At 64.3% G+C, this 16,419-nt stretch carries 14 protein-coding genes and 1 pseudogene; 10 read left to right on the forward strand and 5 right to left on the reverse strand.

The window, feature by feature from the left end:
• The first annotated feature begins 397 nt into the window (after window positions 1–397).
• The gene (locus GRI97_RS16990) at window positions 398–1,810 is read left to right on the forward strand and encodes an aldehyde dehydrogenase family protein (protein ID WP_161392411.1); all 1,413 of its coding nucleotides are present in this window, start codon (window positions 398–400) and stop codon (window positions 1,808–1,810) included.
• A 62-nt stretch (window positions 1,811–1,872) separates the two neighbouring features.
• Here GRI97_RS16990 and GRI97_RS16995 read toward each other — a convergent pair whose 3' ends face one another.
• Both GRI97_RS16995 and soxR read right to left on the reverse strand, forming a co-directional pair.
• Window positions 1,873–2,163, reverse strand: a complete 291-nt coding sequence (locus tag GRI97_RS16995) for a putative quinol monooxygenase (protein WP_161392412.1) — start codon at window positions 2,161–2,163, stop codon at window positions 1,873–1,875.
• Window positions 2,163–2,642: a redox-sensitive transcriptional activator SoxR gene (soxR, locus tag GRI97_RS17000; protein WP_161392413.1), complete on the reverse strand. Its 480-nt coding sequence runs from the start codon at window positions 2,640–2,642 to the stop codon at window positions 2,163–2,165. Before soxR ends, GRI97_RS16995 begins: the two co-directional genes overlap by 1 nt.
• A 151-nt stretch (window positions 2,643–2,793) precedes the next feature.
• Between soxR and GRI97_RS17005 the strand changes: the two genes are divergently transcribed.
• From GRI97_RS17005 to GRI97_RS17025, 5 genes are read left to right on the forward strand one after another with little or no spacing between them, the layout of a single operon-like run.
• The gene (locus GRI97_RS17005) at window positions 2,794–3,906 is read left to right on the forward strand and encodes an efflux RND transporter periplasmic adaptor subunit (protein WP_161392414.1); all 1,113 of its coding nucleotides are present in this window, start codon (window positions 2,794–2,796) and stop codon (window positions 3,904–3,906) included.
• Between the two features lie 10 nt (window positions 3,907–3,916).
• Window positions 3,917–7,030: an efflux RND transporter permease subunit gene (locus tag GRI97_RS17010; RefSeq protein WP_161392415.1), complete on the forward strand. Its 3,114-nt coding sequence runs from the start codon at window positions 3,917–3,919 to the stop codon at window positions 7,028–7,030.
• A 5-nt stretch (window positions 7,031–7,035) separates the two neighbouring features.
• Window positions 7,036–8,445 carry an efflux transporter outer membrane subunit gene (locus GRI97_RS17015; RefSeq protein WP_202392828.1) on the forward strand — a complete coding sequence of 470 codons (1,410 nt, stop codon included), beginning with the start codon at window positions 7,036–7,038 and terminating at the stop codon, window positions 8,443–8,445.
• A gap of 32 nt (window positions 8,446–8,477) precedes the next feature.
• Window positions 8,478–8,804 (forward strand): alpha/beta fold hydrolase, encoded by a 327-nt coding sequence (locus GRI97_RS17020; RefSeq protein WP_161392417.1) that lies wholly within the window; start codon window positions 8,478–8,480, stop codon window positions 8,802–8,804.
• Complete coding sequence (locus GRI97_RS17025; RefSeq protein ID WP_161392418.1) at window positions 8,805–9,296, forward strand: hypothetical protein; 492 nt, start codon at window positions 8,805–8,807, stop codon at window positions 9,294–9,296.
• A 43-nt stretch (window positions 9,297–9,339) separates the two neighbouring features.
• Here GRI97_RS17025 and GRI97_RS17030 read toward each other — a convergent pair whose 3' ends face one another.
• Complete coding sequence (locus GRI97_RS17030; RefSeq protein WP_161392419.1) at window positions 9,340–9,582, reverse strand: hypothetical protein; 243 nt, start codon at window positions 9,580–9,582, stop codon at window positions 9,340–9,342.
• 309 nt (window positions 9,583–9,891) lie between these two features.
• Here GRI97_RS17030 and GRI97_RS17035 point away from each other — a divergent pair, with 309 nt between their 5' ends.
• The 3 genes and pseudogenes from GRI97_RS17035 (at window position 9,892) to GRI97_RS17045 (ending at window position 12,930) form a co-directional block, all read left to right on the forward strand.
• Window positions 9,892–10,080 carry a hypothetical protein gene (locus tag GRI97_RS17035; RefSeq protein WP_161392420.1) on the forward strand — a complete coding sequence of 63 codons (189 nt, stop codon included), beginning with the start codon at window positions 9,892–9,894 and terminating at the stop codon, window positions 10,078–10,080.
• A gap of 58 nt (window positions 10,081–10,138) precedes the next feature.
• Window positions 10,139–10,486 (forward strand): annotated as a pseudogene (locus tag GRI97_RS18475) (membrane dipeptidase).
• A gap of 92 nt (window positions 10,487–10,578) precedes the next feature.
• Complete coding sequence (locus tag GRI97_RS17045) at window positions 10,579–12,930, forward strand: TonB-dependent receptor plug domain-containing protein (protein WP_161392421.1); 2,352 nt, start codon at window positions 10,579–10,581, stop codon at window positions 12,928–12,930.
• Window positions 12,931–13,066: 136 nt separating this feature from the next.
• Here GRI97_RS17045 and GRI97_RS17050 read toward each other — a convergent pair whose 3' ends face one another.
• The gene (locus tag GRI97_RS17050) at window positions 13,067–13,495 is read right to left on the reverse strand and encodes a hypothetical protein (protein ID WP_161392422.1); all 429 of its coding nucleotides are present in this window, start codon (window positions 13,493–13,495) and stop codon (window positions 13,067–13,069) included.
• A gap of 327 nt (window positions 13,496–13,822) precedes the next feature.
• Between GRI97_RS17050 and GRI97_RS17055 the strand changes: the two genes are divergently transcribed.
• On the forward strand, window positions 13,823–14,971 hold the full coding sequence (locus GRI97_RS17055) for an aminotransferase (RefSeq protein WP_161392423.1): 1,149 nt from the start codon (window positions 13,823–13,825) through the stop codon (window positions 14,969–14,971).
• Here the strand turns inward: GRI97_RS17055 and GRI97_RS17060 are convergent.
• Window positions 14,948–16,297 (reverse strand): dicarboxylate/amino acid:cation symporter, encoded by a 1,350-nt coding sequence (locus tag GRI97_RS17060; RefSeq protein ID WP_161392424.1) that lies wholly within the window; start codon window positions 16,295–16,297, stop codon window positions 14,948–14,950. The genes GRI97_RS17055 and GRI97_RS17060 overlap by 24 nt on opposite strands.
• Between the last annotated feature and the right edge of the window lie 122 nt (window positions 16,298–16,419).

Genomic DNA, 16,419 nt, shown 5'->3' on the forward strand with positions numbered 1-16,419 from the left:
TGCTGCGCCCCACATAAGGCCCAGCATGACGGTTTGATGACGGTCGGGCGCAATTGCCCCGGCCCGGAATGCTCATCCTGCATATCGGACATGCGTTTCAGTGGTCAAAACGGGGCTTGCGCAGGCGCGCGGATCGGCTGAAAAGAGCGGTGACCCGTTTTGCCGGCCATGAAGGGATCAGATCCCCCGCGGCGCAGTTCGCTACCGGCAGCAGAGACGGTGATCGAGACGATGACTTGGTGGAGGAATGCCTTTGATACGGAAGCAGCGGCAGAACCGCGCCTGGCGGTAATTGCCCGTTGAACCAGCCTTCACCACCCCCACAACTGATGACGGGAAACAGGCGCCGCCGACGCGGTGCCGCGATGGTCCGGAATCACGAACAGCAAGGATGATTATGTCTACGGAACTGAAACTTCTTATCGATGGCAAGCTGGTAGACGGCGCCGGCACCTTCGACGTGGTCAATCCGGCAACCGGCCAGGCCTTCACCCAGGCCCCGCGCGCTGACGAAGCGCAGCTGAACCAGGCTGTCGCCGCTGCCCGTGCCGCTTTCCCGGCATGGTCTGCGCTGGACGTGGAAGAACGCGCCGCCAAGATCGAGGCACTCGCCGCTGCGCTGGAATCGCGCACCGCGGAATTCGCCAGCCTGCTGACCCAGGAACAGGGTAAGCCGCTCGATCAGGCAACCTATGAAGTCATCGGTTGCACCAAGATCCTGCGCGCTTTCCGCGATCGTCGTCTGGAAACCAAGGTTCTGCGCGATGAAAATGGTAACAAGATCATCGAACACCGCACCCCGCTGGGCGTTTGCGGCCTGATCACGCCGTGGAATTTCCCGCTGATCCTGCTGATGAACAAGCTCGGGCCGGCACTGATTACCGGCAACACCGTGGTGGTGAAGCCTGCACCGACCACGCCGCTGACCAGCCTGCTGTTCGGCCAGCTCGCGGCAGACATCCTGCCCGCCGGCGTGCTGAACGTCATCGCCGATCAGAACGATCTGGGCGGCGTGCTGACCAGCCACCCGGATGTCGACAAGATTGCCTTCACCGGTTCCACCGGCACCGGCAAGAAGGTGATGGCATCGGCGGCTGCGCTGGTGAAGCGCGTGACGCTGGAACTGGGCGGCAATGACGCGGCCATCGTGCTCGACGACGTCGATCCCAAGGCGGCCGCAGCCAAGGTCTATGGCGGCGCCATGACCAATGCCGGGCAGATCTGCGTCGCCATCAAGCGCGCCTATGTTCACAGCAGCATCTATGATGAATTCTGCGATGAAATCGCCAACCTCGCCAATGCCGCGATTGTTGACGATGGTTCGAAGCAGGGCACCACGATCGGCCCGATCCAGAACAAGATGCAGTACGACAAGGTCGTATCGCTGATCGAAGATGCTGCCACGCGCGGCAAGGTCATCGCCGGCGGCAAGCCGCTGGATCGCGATGGCTATTTCGTTCCGCCGACGATCGTGCGCGACATCACCGATGATGCGCCGCTGGTCCGCGAAGAACAGTTCGGCCCGGTCCTGCCGGTGCTCAGCTATGACGACATCAATGATGTGGTGAACCGCGCCAATGATTCCGAATTCGGCCTGGGCGGCACCGTCTGGGGCAAAGATCTGGACCGCGCCACCGATGTCGCCAAGCGGATCAACACCGGCACGGTCTGGATCAACCAGTATCTGGCGATCGATCCAAACATCCCGTTCCGTGGCGCCAAGCAGTCCGGCATGGGTGCAGAGCTCGGCGAAGCCGGCCTGAACGAATACACCCAGGCACATGTGGTGAACGCAGTCGCATTCGCCTGATCATAGCCTGATCGAAACAGGGAAGGGGGTCGCGTTTGCGGCCCCCTTTTTTGTGCCTGCCGTCACGCGGGGAAGGCATCCATCAGGATAACGGTGCCTTCCTGCCGCTGGTGCCGGTTGATCAGCGGCACCAGCCGGGAGAAATGCGGCGTGCGGCAATGGGCATCCAGCGCGGCACGGTGCGGCCATTCTTCCACGAAGATGAAATGACCCGGATCCTTTTGATCCACAAACAGATCATAGGCGATGCAGGCGGGTTCCTGCCGCGTGTGTTCGACCAGTTCGCGATAGAGCGGCAGGACGGTTTCGACAGCGTCGAGGTGGATGAAATCTTCGGCGATGACTTTGAGCATCACGGGTTTCCTTTCAGATCGGTGGTTCGGGTCGCCTGGGTCAGCGATTCTTCGATGATCCGCGCGCCAGGCCCCTCTTCGCCCAGCCGGTCCTCCGGGTTGCGCAGCGGGCAATCGGTCAGCGACAGGCAGCCACAGCCGATGCAGCCGTCCAGATCGTTGCGCAGATGCAGTAGCCCGCGAATGCGTTCGTCGATGATCGCCTGCCAGGTCTGCGTCAGATGGTGCCAGTCTTGCTTCGTCGGGGCGCGATCTTCGGGAATGGCGGACAGGAAATCCCCGATCACCGCCAGTGGGATGCCCACGCGCTGGGCGATGCGGATGATCGCCACGCGGCGCAGGATGGCGCGAGGGTAACGGCGCTGGTTGCCTTCGGTCCGCCAGCCTTCGATCAATCCCTTGCGTTCGTAGAAATGCAGCGTGGAAACCGCCACGCCGCTGCGCCGGGCCACTTCTCCGACGGTCAATTCCGCTGCCATGCCCTGCAGATCTCCACTTTTGATGCCGGGCAGTCTTTAGGCAAAAACCCGCTTGACCTCAACCATTGTTGAGGTTTTATAGGCGATGTCGGCCTGGGCGATCAGGCTGCCCGTGATTCCCGTCACGGGCCCTCTTCCTTGCGGAGCCGACATGTCCCCCACCGATCCGATTGCTGATTCCCCGCGCCGTCGCGTGCCGATTGTCGTGGCCATTGTGGCGCTGGTGCTGGTGTTCGGTGGCGTGTTCGCCTGGCGCTCGGCAAAGCTCAGCGCGGCCGAAACCGGCTACGCCCCGCCGCCGGTGGAGGTGAGCGTGGTGACGCTGGCGGCCGAAACCCTGCCGCAATCGCTGCGCGCCACCGGATCGCTGCAAGCCGTGCAGGAGGTGATGCTGGCACCCGAAACCGCCGGGCGGGTGGTGGCGATCCGCTTCAGCGCCGGGCAGCAGGTCGGGCGCGGGGCACCGCTGGTGCAATTGTTCGACGCGCCCGAACGGGCCGACCGCGCGGCGGCTGTCTCGCGCCTGCGTTTTGCCGAAATCCAGCTGCGCCGCTCGCGCGAACTGGAAACCAGCGGCGCCGAACCGCGTGAGACCTTGCAGCAACGCGAAGCCGAAGTTGCGCAGGCACGCGCGGCGATCCAGCAGGTGGATGCGCGGCTGGCACAACGCACCGTCCGCGCGCCCTTCGCCGGGCAGATCGGCATCCGCCATGTCAATCTGGGCCAATATGCCAATGCCGGCGATCCGATCGCCACGCTGACCGCGCTCGACCGGCTCTATGTCAATTTCCACGTGCCGCAGCAGGATCTGACCCGCCTGCGTGTCGGCGGCACGGTATCGGTGAAGAGCGACGCCTTGCCGGACCAGGAATTCACCGCCCGCATCAACGCTATCGAACCGGTGGTTGGCGCCGACACGCGCAACATCGTGGTGCAGGCCGAAATGGCCAATCCCGGCCGCGCGCTGCGGCCCGGGCTCTATGTCAGTGTCGGCGTCGAACAGGCGGCCCGCGCAGCCGCGCTGCTGCTGCCGACCACCGCGATCCAGACCTCGGCATCGGGCGAAAGCGTGTTCGTGATCCGTCAGGGCAAGGCGGTGGCCGTGCCGGTCGTCACCGGAGCCGAGGTGGGCAATCGCACCATCATCGAAAGCGGCCTTTCCGCCGGCGATCAGGTGGTCACCACCGGGCAATTGCGGCTGCAGCCGGGGGCAGCGGTGACCGTCGCTGCGCCCGCCGCCGCCCGTTCCGCCACGCAGGGCTGAGGGGGGCGCCATGCAGTTTACCGATCTTTTCATCCGCCGGCCGATCCTGGCCGTCGTCGTCAGCCTGCTGATCCTGCTGGTCGGGCTCGCCGCGCTGTTCGCGCTGCCCGTGCGGCAATATCCCAATCTCGAAAGCGCGACGATCACCGTCAACACCGCCTATCCCGGGGCCACGCAGGACGTGATGCAGGGCTTCGTCACCCAGCCGATCGCCCAGGCCATCGCCACCGCCAGCGGCATCGAATATCTGACCTCCACCTCCACCATGGGCAGCAGCCAGGTGAAGGCGAAGCTGGTGCTCAATGCCGATTCCGACCGTTCGCTGACGGAAATCCTGGCCAAGGTGCAGCAGGTGAAGTTCCGCCTGCCCGAAGGGGCGACCGATCCCGTGATCGCCAAGATCACCGATGGCGCGGCGGCGGTGCAATATATCGCCTTCACGGGGGAGGATTACACCGCGGCGCAGATCAATGATTTCGTCACCCGCGTGGCCCAGCCGCTGTTCACCTCCATCCCCGGCGTCGCCTCGGCGGAAACATCGGGCGGCAGTGCCATCGCCCTGCGCATCTGGCTCGATCCGGTGAAACTGGCCGCGCGTCGGCTGACGGCAGCCGATGTCGTCGCGGCACTGCGGGCCAACAATGTCCAGGCCGCCCCCGGCCAGCTGAAGGGCGGGCTGACCGTGACGGACATCACCGCCGGCACCGATCAGCGCAGCCCGGATGATTTCCGCGCGCTGGTGATCAAGTCCGGGGATGATGGCATGGTCCGGCTGGGCGATATCGCCACGGTCGAGATCGGGGCGCAGAATTACAACAGCAGCGGTTTCGCCGATGGCGTGCCGGCCGTCTACATCACCCTGACCCCCACGCCCGACGGCAACCCGCTGGAAATCGTCAAGGCCGCGCAGGATATCATCCCGCAGATCCAGGCCTCCGCCCCGGCGGGCATGACCATCCGCAGCGTCTATGACGTCGCCCATTTCGTGAATGCCTCCATCGATGAGGTGCAGCACACGCTGATCGAAGCGATCGTGATCGTGGTGATCGTGATCTTCCTGTTCCTCGGATCATTCCGCGCGGTGATCATCCCGGTGGTCACCATCCCGCTCTCGCTGGTCGGCACGGCGGCGCTGATGCTGATGTTCGGCTTCTCGCTCAATCTGCTGACCTTGCTGGCCATGGTGCTGGCGATCGGACTGGTGGTGGATGATGCCATCGTGGTGGTGGAAAATATCCACCGCCATATCGAGGAAGGGCTCAGCCCGATTGCCGCATCGCTGGTCGGCGCGCGCGAAATCGTCGGCCCGGTCGTCGCCATGACGGTGACGCTGGCCGCCGTCTACGCCCCGATCGGGCTGATGGGCGGGCTGACGGGCAGCCTGTTCCGCGAATTCGCCTTCACCCTGGCCGGATCGGTGGTGGTCTCCGGCGTCATCGCGCTCACCCTCTCGCCGATGATGAGCTCCGCTTTGCTCAACCACAAGATGGCGGAGGGCGGCTTTGCCAAGCGGATCGAACATGTGTTTGACCGGGTTTCGGGCGTTTACGCCCGCGTGCTGGCCTCCACCCTGGCGCTGCGGCCGGTGGTGCTGCTGGTGTCGGTCGCGATGCTGGTCGGGATCGTCGCCCTGTTCTTCGGGGCGCAACGCGAACTGGCCCCGCAGGAGGATCAGGGCGTGGTGCTCACCGCCGTGCGCGGCCCGCAATATGCCAGCATCGACTATACAGACGATGTTTCCGATCAGGTGGAACGCATGTTCCGCGCCCTGCCGGAATATTCGGGCAGCTTCTTCATCAATGGCGAAGGCGGGCAGAACCTGGGCTTCGGCGGCGTGATGCTCAAGAACTGGGACGAACGCAGCCGTTCCGGCACCGATATCCAGGGCCAGCTCTATGGCATGGCCAATGGCGTGCATGAGGCGTCGATCACCCCGTTTCAGGAGGCTGCACTACCGGCCGCCAGTTCCGGCCTGCCGTTCCAGATGGTCCTGCGCACCGCCGCCGATTTCGATGTGATGTATCAGGATATGGAGGCGCTGAAGGGCGCCGCCTGGCAGAGCGGGCTGTTCCAGTTCGTGGAAAGCGATCTGGCATTCGACAACCGCACCGCCCGCATCCGCATCGATGCCGCCAAGGCCGGCGAGATGGGCGTCTCGATGCAGGCCATTGCCGATACGCTGGCAACGCTGGTGGGCGAAAACTACGTCAACCGCTTCAATTTCCACGATCGCTCCTATGACGTCATCCCGCAGGCGATCGCCGGCGAACGGCTGACGCCGGACAGCCTGGGCCGGTTCTTCGTCCGCGCCGCTTCGGGGGAGATGGTTGCCCTGTCCACGCTGGTCAGCGTGGATCTGCAGGCCGGCGCCAACCGCCTGCCGCAATTCAACCAGATGAACGCTGCGACCCTATCGGGCGTGCTGCAGCCTGGCGTCACCATGGGGCAGGCGGTGGAATTCATGCAGGAACAGCCACGCGCCGCCGGGGTCACGATCGACTGGCTGGGCGACAGTCGGCAATATGTGATGGAAGGCAACCGGCTGACGATATCCTTCGGCTTCGCGCTGATCGTGATCTTCCTGGTGCTCGCGGCCCAATATGAAAGCTTCCGCGATCCGCTGGTGATCCTGGTCACCGTGCCGCTGGCGGTGTGCGGCGCGCTGCTGCCGCTCTATCTCGGCTATGCCACGCTCAACATCTACACCCAGATCGGGCTGGTCACGCTGATCGGGCTGATTTCCAAGCATGGCATTCTGATGGTCGCCTTCGCCAATGATCATCAGCGGTTGGCCGGGGCGAGCCGGGCGGACGCGATTGTGGAGGCGGCACGGGTGCGCATGCGGCCGGTGCTGATGACCACGGCGGCCATGGTCGCGGGGCTGATCCCGCTGCTGTTCGCCGGCGGGGCCGGGGCGGCCAGCCGCTTTGCCATCGGCATCGTGGTGGTGATGGGCATGCTGATCGGCACGGTCTTCACCCTGTTCGTGCTGCCGACCTTCTACACCCTGCTGGCGCGCGACCACCGCGCGGCGGCGCAATCCGAACGGGAAACCACGTCGGCGGACCGCGATCCTGCGCCCACCGGCCATGACACCACGCCAGCCATCCTTGCCGGAGCATGACGAGAATGAACCCCCGATCCCTCATCCGCCTCCGCAAGACGTCGCTTGCCGCGTTGCTGACCGTCACTCTGTCCGCCTGCGCCGTCGGGCCGGACTACACCCCGCCGCCGCCCCCGGCGCTGAGCGCGGCCCCCTTCGTTAGCGCGCAGGGCGCTGATTTCGCCACCGCCGAGCCCGAAACGCATTGGTGGCGTATCTATGATGATCCCGCGCTGGACGGGCTGATCACCCGGGCGCTGGCCGCCAACACCGATCTGCGCGTGGCTCTGGCCAATCTGCGCGCGGCGGAGGCGGTGGCGGCCGAAGCCGGCAATGCCCGCCTGCCGCAAACCAGCCTCACCGCCAATGGCAGCTTCGGCCAGCGGCAGATGCCGTTGTTCCTGCCCGATGCGCGGCTGGGCGGCAGCCTGGGGGCGGAACTGTCTTATGAGGCGGATCTGTTCGGCCGCGTTTCCCGCACGATAGAGGCCGCCCGCGCCGATGTGGAGGCGGAGGCCTTTGCCAAAGGCGCGGTGCGGCTGCGCGTGATTGCCGGGGTGACCCAGGCCTATCTGGCCGCCTGCACCGCGGCCGAGGCCGGCACAATTGCCCGCTCCTCGGTCGATCTGGCAGCAGACAGCGCTCGCATCACCGGCCTGCGCGAAGCGGCCGGATCATCGGGCCGGCTGGATGTGGTGCGCGCGCAAAGCCTGTTGGCACAGGCGCGCGCCGAAGTGCCGCCGATCCAGGCCGCGCGCCAGACCGCGCTGTTCGAACTGGCCGCGCTGATGGGGCTGACCCCGCAGCAAGTGCCGGAGGCAGCCACGCAATGCGAACGCGCGCCGCAGATCGACCGGGCGATTGCCGTGGGCGATGGCGCCGGCCTGCTCCGCCGCCGGCCCGATGTGGCGGAGGCGGAACGACGGCTGGCGGCAGCCACCGCGCGTATCGGTGTGGCCACGGCCGATCTCTATCCCAGCATCAAGATCAACGCCTCGGTCGCCCAGGCTGCGGGGGAGGGGGTGAGCACGGCCCAGGGTTTCCAGTTCGGGATCGGGCCGCTGCTGTCCTTCAGCTTCCCCAACACCGGCGCCGCGCGCGCCCGCATCCGCCAGTCCGAAGCCCGGGCAGAGGCGGCGCTGGCCTCCTTCGACGGCACGGTGCTGACCGCGCTGAAGGAAACCGAACAGGCGCTGGCCAGCTACAGCGCAGCGGTAACCCGCCGGGCCGAACTGGCCCAGGCAGAGGCCAGCGCGGACGAGGCCTTCGCCCTGGCCAACACCCGCTACCGCGCCGGCTCCATCGCCTATATCGATGTGATCGTGGCCCAGCGCGAACTGGCGACGCTGAGGCTGGCACGGACCCAGGCGGACAGCGATCTGGCCAGCGGCAGCGTGGCGGTGTTCCGTGCGTTGGGGAGCGGGTGGCGGGAGTAGGGGCGTGTTGCCAGAGTGGCGGGAGAGGGCTTTTGTCACTGCGCAGGATGGGATCGCGCGTCTGCGCTTGGGACCGGTCGGGTTTCGGTCTGAGCGATCCCCCGCCGCATCCGCAGACGGTGGATCAGACCGCCGCAGATCTTGCCACGGCGCTGGAAAGCGCGGGCATCACCGGCCCCTACATTCCGGCGGGCCACTCGCTTGGCGGATGCGAAAGTCTGCTGCTGGCTGATCGCGATTTTGCCGCTGTGGTCGGCATGGTGCTGGTGGATACGTCTTACAACGATCAATTCAAACGGCTTGAACACCGCGTGCCTGCGATCATTGCTGCGGGCAAGCAGAAGCACCTGGTTCACTGATTGCTCCAGACATGTTCTGCCCTGCTGCGTTCCGGGGCCCTGAAGAAGGGTGACAGCGATCCGCATGGCTGCTTCCGCGCACCTCCGCCGCCGCCCCATTTTCCGCCGGAACTGGTCGCGGCCATGCCATCGCCGGACAAGGTCAGCGAAGCGTGGATCGCTAAATCCATGGACGCAGTGGCCTTTGCTCTCTCGTGGCAAGTGCTGCCGAAGAATGCGCCAATCGTCAGCAGCACGACGCGCAATTATGCCGATATCCCGCTGGTGGTCCTGTCGGCCGACACATCACCGCCGCCGCCCGAATGGAGCGATGAACAAGTGGCGGAATTGGCGGTTTTCGATGCGCTCCGCTATGCCGGGCACCGCGAATTTGCCGCGATGTCCACCCGCGGGGTTCAGCGCACTGTGCCCGGCAGCACGCATGATATTCACCAAACCCACCCTGAGGTGGTAATCGCGGCGATCAGGGAGGTCTTGCGACAGTCTCGGTAAGCCGGCCTGAAGAGAGGTCAACGTAAGCGGCGGTTGCCCGCTCTCAGTTGAACGCCGGAACCCGCCTTGCATCCGGCTCAGAAGTCAGCCGACCAAGCATCGCGGCCATCTGCTCATCCTCCAGCCGGGCCCGTTCGCCCGTAAGGCTTTCCACCATGCGGGCGATCTGGGCGGAAGGTTCCGCTTCGCCCATGGCGATCAGGCCGGCGTTGGAGCCGATCAGAGGGTCGTTCTCGCGGTCCTGTTTGACCGCTTCGAAGAATGTCAGCAGCTCGTCGTAGGTCATGGCTGAGATACTCGTAAGCAGATGGATGGTTCCAACTGCGTATGATCTGGCCATAGCCCGGGGGCGGGGATCAAGGGCACGGGCCGGCATGGATTGTCAGTGTGCCGCATCAGCACATTGTTGCTTGACGGGTTAATCTCTACCAATTAAGTTGACTTATGTGGTTGTCGGCCGGCCAGCCACCTTTGCACCTTGTCGGCTCGCGGCTTTTGATCGGGATGCAGCTTGCTCCGCGTTACCAACGGCTAAAGCGCGTAATGCTCAGGCGACCACGCCAAGCCTTGCGCTCCCTCCATCTGGAGTGAAACCATGCGCCGAATATTTACGTCATCGCAGCCTGATTCCGGGCCAGATTTCGGGCCGGAGCGCGACGCGCAATTGCGCCATCAGGCCGCGCGATCCGTCTTGCTGGTGCCGCAGCGCTTCCTCGGGGTTCCCACGCCCGCCCTGCCGGTCGAGGCGCTGATGATGCGCCGCCCTTCGAACGAACTTCACTGACCTGAGCATTATGCCCGGCGCTGCGGCGCAGCATGCCATTCTTTCCGGGATTTCCGACATGACCAGAATCAGGATACTGGACGCGATCAAGGCCGATGGCGGGGTGGTGCAGGTGACGCCGTTCACCGCCTATCTGCGCACCCCGGCCGATGCGGCACAGGGGCGGGCCACGATCGCCGAATTCGTCAATCACATCGATTACATCGCCAAGCGGATTGGTTGGCAGCATGTCGGCATCGGCACGGATTTCGATCACGGCGCCGGGGTCGATGGCTTCGACAGCGAGGCAGAGGCACCCAATGTCACGCGTTAGCTGTTGCGTAGAGGTTACAGTGAAGAACAGATCGCGGCGATCTGGGGTGGAAACTTCCTGCGTGTCTTGAATAATGTAGAACAGGGGCGCTGATCGTAAAATCTGTTAAAAGATAAGGCAAATAAATACTTTGTCTTTGTGTGTAAAAAGAAAATATTTCACCACGATTTGGGGTTGTACTGCACATGCTTCGCTTCACACTCACCACCACCAGCGCGATTGCTCTCATGGCGCTGGGGACGGTTGCCGCACAGGCACAGGATGCGTCCGATGGGGAGGACCAGATCATCGTCACCGGCACCAGGGCGGAGGGGCGCTCGCGGCTCGACTCCGCTGCCCCGGTTGATGTTCTGGGCGGCGACGTGCTGCGGCGGCAGGGTTCGACCGAACTGGCCCAGGCGCTGACCACGGTGGCACCGTCGATCGATTTCCCTCGCTCCTCTGCCGTGGATGGCACCGATGCGATCCGCCCGGCCACACTGCGCGGGCTTTCGCCTGATCAGACGCTGGTGCTGATCAACGGCATCAGGGGCCACACCTCTGCCCTGCTCAATGTTGGCGGGTCGGTCGGGCGTGGATCGGCGGCGGTTGATCTCAACACCATTCCCACGGCGGCCCTGGATCGGATCGAAGTGCTGCGCGATGGCGCATCGGCGCAATATGGCTCTGACGCGATTGCCGGGGTGATCAATCTGCGGCTGCGGGAAGCCCGTTCAGGCGGCGGCGTGTCAGCAACCTATGGTGTCTATTCAACCGATATCGACACTGCGCGCGGATCGCGGAGCAAGACCGGGGAGCCAGTGCTGACCGTATCCGGCTGGCAGGGCGTGAGCCTGGGCAACAATGGCTTCTTCACGCTGTCCGGTGAATATGTCGACCGATCGGCCACCAGCCGTGGTGATTTCGACCCGCGGGTAACGCCGAACCGGGTAACCAGCCGCTTTGGCGATCCGGAAGTGGAACAGGCCACCATCTTCGCCAATGCCGGCATCGGCCTGGGCGAAGCATTCGAGCTTTATGGCTGGGCCGGCTATCAGGATCGCGACAGCAAGAGCGCGGCCTTCCCGCGTCTGGCGTCGGCTGCGGCGACCGGCGGGGTCGGTTCGGTCTGGCCCGATGGTTTCCTGCCGCTGATCCACACCAAATCGCGCAATCTGACCAGCGCCGTGGGCGTGCGCGGTGATCTGGGTGATTGGAATGTCGACCTGAACCTGAGCTATGGTCGCAACCGGATCGAATTCCGCACGCTGGATTCAGCCAATTACAGCCTGGGCGCTGCCACCCCGACCGATTTCTACGATGGCGCCGTTGCCTATGATCAGTGGGTTGCCGGGCTGGATGTGACCCGCAGCTTCGATGCGTTTGAATCGCTGAATGTCGCCTTCGGTGCGGAATGGCGTCGCGAAGGCTATACGATCGAGGCGGGCGAACTGGCATCCTACACCGGGTCCGGCGCCCAGGGCTTCGGCGGTTTTGCACCGCGCAATGAAGTGAAGGCCGACCGGCGCAACATCAGCGCCTATCTGGATGTGGAAGCAGAACTGACATCGCAATTGCTGCTCGGCGTGGCCGGCCGGGTGGAAGATTATTCGGACTTCGGATCGACAGTGAACGGCAAGGTGTCGCTCCGCTATGATTTGACCGACTGGTTCGCCCTTCGCGGCACGGCGTCTACCGGTTTCCGTGCCCCCTCGTTGCAGCAGCAATATTTCACCTCGGTTGCCTCCGTCGTCTCGGGGCCGGATGTGCTGCTGACCGGTACTTATCCTTCGATCGACGATGTCGCGGTGAAGTTGGGCGGGAAGCCGCTGCAACCGGAAAAATCGACCAATTTCTCGGTCGGCGGCGTCATCCGCAGCGGTGGGTTCAGCCTGACGGTGGATGGTTACCAGATCAAGCTGCGCGATCAGATCGGCCTGTCGGAAAACTTCCAGGTATCGGCCGATCCGGCCATCGCTGCCATCCTCAATCCGCTGGGCGTTCAGGCGGCGCGTTTCTTCATCAATGGCCTGCGTTCGACCACGCGCGGGATCGATGTGGTGGCCAATTACAAGCTGCGTCCGCAGTTCGGCGGCACGCTGGACTTCACGGTGGCGGCGAATGTGAACGAGGTGGACGTCACCTATGTCTCCACCTCGACCGGCACGGTGAACATCGGCACCGGCCTGCTAGGCCGCAACCGCATCTACACCCTGGAACAAGGCACGCCGGGTGAAAAGGTCAGCGGCGCCGTGGACTGGAACACCGATCAGGTCGGTGTGACGCTGCGCGGAACCTATTACGGCTGGGTCAATCAGCCGGGCGCCAATGCGGCGGCGGACATCCTGTCCGGCAGGCATCTGATCACCGATCTGGAATTCCGCTTCAAGCCGATCAAGGCGGCGGAACTGGCGATTGGGGCGAGCAATCTGTTCGACGTCTACCCCGATGCGACCATCCCGGCGAACAACTCCACCGGTGTGGTCGGCTTCCCGTTCTTCTCCCCCTTCGGGTTCAATGGCCGCTTCCTCTACGCTCGCGTCGGCGTGAACTGGTAACTGTCAGGCGCCATAGTGCGGCGCTTCCTGATCGGCGCCCGGCTTACGAGCCGGGCGCCTTTTCTCTATCGCCGGACGAACGCCCGCAAGGTGACCCCGTCGATTTGATTATCTGAAGTTTCCGAATTGCGCCCGATTATCGACAGGAATTGGCGAAGACGGGTTCTTGAAAATATTCTATCGTATGGACGTAAAACGCCACACCTGGCGTCGGCACCAGCACAATCGCCACAAGCCCTGCCGTCAGGTCAATGTGCGAGAGACTTAACAGATGCGCGTTGCGAGAGGCTGAAATCAGCCATCTGCGCATCAGATCGGCATGGTACCGCCCATCACCAGCGGAGCCTAGATACTCAGCCTGCCGCCCGCACCCTGCATGAAATTGAGCCAAGGTGACATAGCCGAAGCCTGCGGCTAGCGCGCCAACCTTGCAGGCCCCTTGGCTCAGCGCGACCTGGCCCATCGTCCGGTTGGTAAGCGCCACCAGCACGCACATCATCAATTGAAATGCGATCGCGGCGGATCCGAACAGCCCCATGGGCTTGCGATCGAAGGTGTCGACCAAAAGTGGCCTCAGTTTATCTTGCTGCTGACGAGGCGATAGCAATGCTGAAGGCCTGTCAGAAAGGAAAAAACGCAGCGATCGGAATTTTCGAAAAAAACGCATACTTCAAAATGATCATATACATATCATAAGATAAAAAATTCAGTGGCTATGCGTAGTGGGATCTACGCATAGATTTGACCTATAAGAAAACTTATCCGGCAATCAATTTTATTTTCGCTAATCTCTGTGTTGCCGGTTGCCATCTGCGCGCAGGCTTGCGCAACCCGCTGGCACTGTATGGCGCGGGGCGATAGGCTGGGAATTATTTGCCGCAGGCGAGCATCGATGAATTTCAGTTCCCGCACCCCGACCGTCACCATTTTCGAAGAAATGTCCGCGCTTGCGCGGGCGCATGATGCGATCAATCTGGGGCAGGGCTTTCCCGATACTGATGGGCCGATCGAGGTGCGCCGCGCTGCTGCGGATGCTCTGATCGAAGGACCCAACCAATATCCCCCGATGCGCGGCCTGCCGGTGCTGCGGGCGGCGGTGGCGGCGCATTATGGTCGGGTCCATGGGCTGGATGCGGCGCCGGACGATGTGCTGGTGACCTCGGGCGCGACCGAAGCGTTGGCTGCGGCGATCCTGGCGCTGGTGCGGCCGGGGGATGAGGTGGTGCTGATTTCCCCGATGTATGACGCCTATCTGCCGCTGGTGCAGCAGGCCGGGGGTATCCCCCGCTTCATTCGCCTGGCGCCGCCCGCGTGGCGGTTGACGCAGGAGGATATCGACGCCGCGATCGGCCCCGCCACGCGGCTGGTGATCCTCAACAATCCGCTCAATCCGGCGGCGCGGGTGTTCGACCGCGAAGAATTGCTGGCGCTGGCGCAGGCCTGTGTGCGGCATGATGTGATCGCGATATCGGACGAAGTGTGGGAACATCTGGTGTTCGACGGGCGCAGCCACATCCCGCTGATCGCCTTGCCGGGCATGCGCGACCGCACGGTGAAGATCGGTTCGGCGGGCAAGATCTTCTCCATGACCGGGTGGAAGGTCGGTTTCGTGCTGGCCGCGCCCGATCTGCTGGCGGCGGTGGCCGGGGCGCATCAGTTTCTGACCTTCACCACCCCGCCCGCGTTGCAGGCGGGCGTCGCCTTTGGGCTGGGGCTGCCCAATGCGCATTTCGAACAGATGCGCGGCGATTATGGACGCAGCCGCAATGTGCTGGCTCGGGCGCTCAGCGAAGAAGGCTTTGCTCTGTTGCCGAGCGAGGGAACCTATTTCCTCTGCCTGGATCTGGCGGCGTCGGGCATTGATGAGGGTGATCGGGAATTCTGCCTGCGCATGGTGCGCGAGGCCGGGGTGGCGATGATCCCGCTGTCGCCGTTTTATGCCGATGATCCGGTGCGCAGCGTGGTGCGGCTCTGCTTTGCCAAGGCAGAGGCGACGCTGACCGAGGCCGCCCGGAGGTTAGGCCGCGCGGCCCGAAGCTGAGGCTTCCGGCACGGACGCATCGTCGGATTGGTCCGCGATCGAGCGCCCGTAACGCGCCTGATCCAGAATGCCCGCGCGCTTGGCGACAATGGCGGGCACCAGCGCCTGCCCGGTGACGTTGACCGCCGTACGGCCCATGTCGAGGATCGGATCGATCGCCAGCAGCAGCCCGGCGCCCTGCAGCGGCAGGCCCAGGGTGGACAGCGTCAGCGTCAGCATCACGACGGCGCCGGTCATCCCAGCGGTCGCGGCAGAGCCGAGCACCGAAACCAGCACGATCAGAAAATAATCTTCCAGCCCCAGCGTCAGATTGTAGAATTGCGCCACGAAGATCGCCGCGACTGCCGGATAGATCGCCGCGCAGCCGTCCATCTTGGTGGTGGAGCCGAGCGGTACGGCAAAGGCGGCATAGGCCGGCGGCACGCCCAGGCCGCGTTCCGCCACGGCCTGGGTCACCGGCAGCGTGCCGATGGAAGAACGGGAGACGAAGGCGAGCTGGATCGCCGGCCAGGCCGCGCGGTAAAAACCCAGCGGAGACAGTCCATTGGCCCGCAGCAACAGCGGATAGACCACCAGCAGCACGATCAGCAGGCCGGCATAGATGGCGATAGCGAACTGGCCGAGCGATCCCAGCGCGTCCCAGCCATAGCGGGCGATGGCGTCGCCGATCAGCGCGGCGGTGCCAATTGGCGTCAGGCGGATGACCCATTGCAGCAGGCGGCGCAGCACGGCCAGCAGCGATGCGTTGAAGGCCAAAAAGGCATCGGCTGCCGGGCCGCTGCGCACGGCGGCGGCGCCCACGGCGATGGCGACCACGATAATCTGCAGCACGTTGAAGGACAGGGCGGTGTCTGCTGATCCGTCGGCCAGCTTGGTGGCGGCGGACAGGCCGAGCACATTGGCGGGCACGAGGCCCTTGAGGAAATCGAGCCAGCTGCCCGTGGTGCCGGGCACGGCGGCGCTGTCTGCACTGACCCCGGTCCGTACTCCGGGCTCCAGCATCAGGCCCAGCGCGATGCCGATGGTGACCGCGATCAGCGCAGTAACGGCGAACCATAACAATGTGTTGGCCACAAGTTTGGCCGCATTGTTGAGATCGCGCAGGGCGGCGATCGAGGCGACGATGGCGGCGAAGATCAACGGCGGCACCAGCACCCGCAACAACTGCACGAAGATCGATCCCACGGTCTGCAACCCTTCCGCCAGGGCGCCGTCACTGCCGCGGGCCAGGAACCCCAGCGCGACGCCGGCGAGGAGGCCGATCAGCACCTGCACCCCGAAGGAAGGGAGGCGGAAACGGCGGCTGGAGGGGGCGGATGTCGTCATGAAGAGCCTTGCCTGCTGATGCGGCGGTACCCCGAAGATGGGGTGCGCATGGCGGATGGGGAAGGCCTCTCGTCCGAAGGTGCGGTGGAGGGCGTGTGCCGGTGTTAGCCGGCCGGGCCGGT

The organism is Croceibacterium xixiisoli (assembly GCF_009827305.1).
Taxonomy (GTDB): Bacteria; Pseudomonadota; Alphaproteobacteria; order Sphingomonadales; family Sphingomonadaceae; genus Croceibacterium_C; species Croceibacterium_C xixiisoli.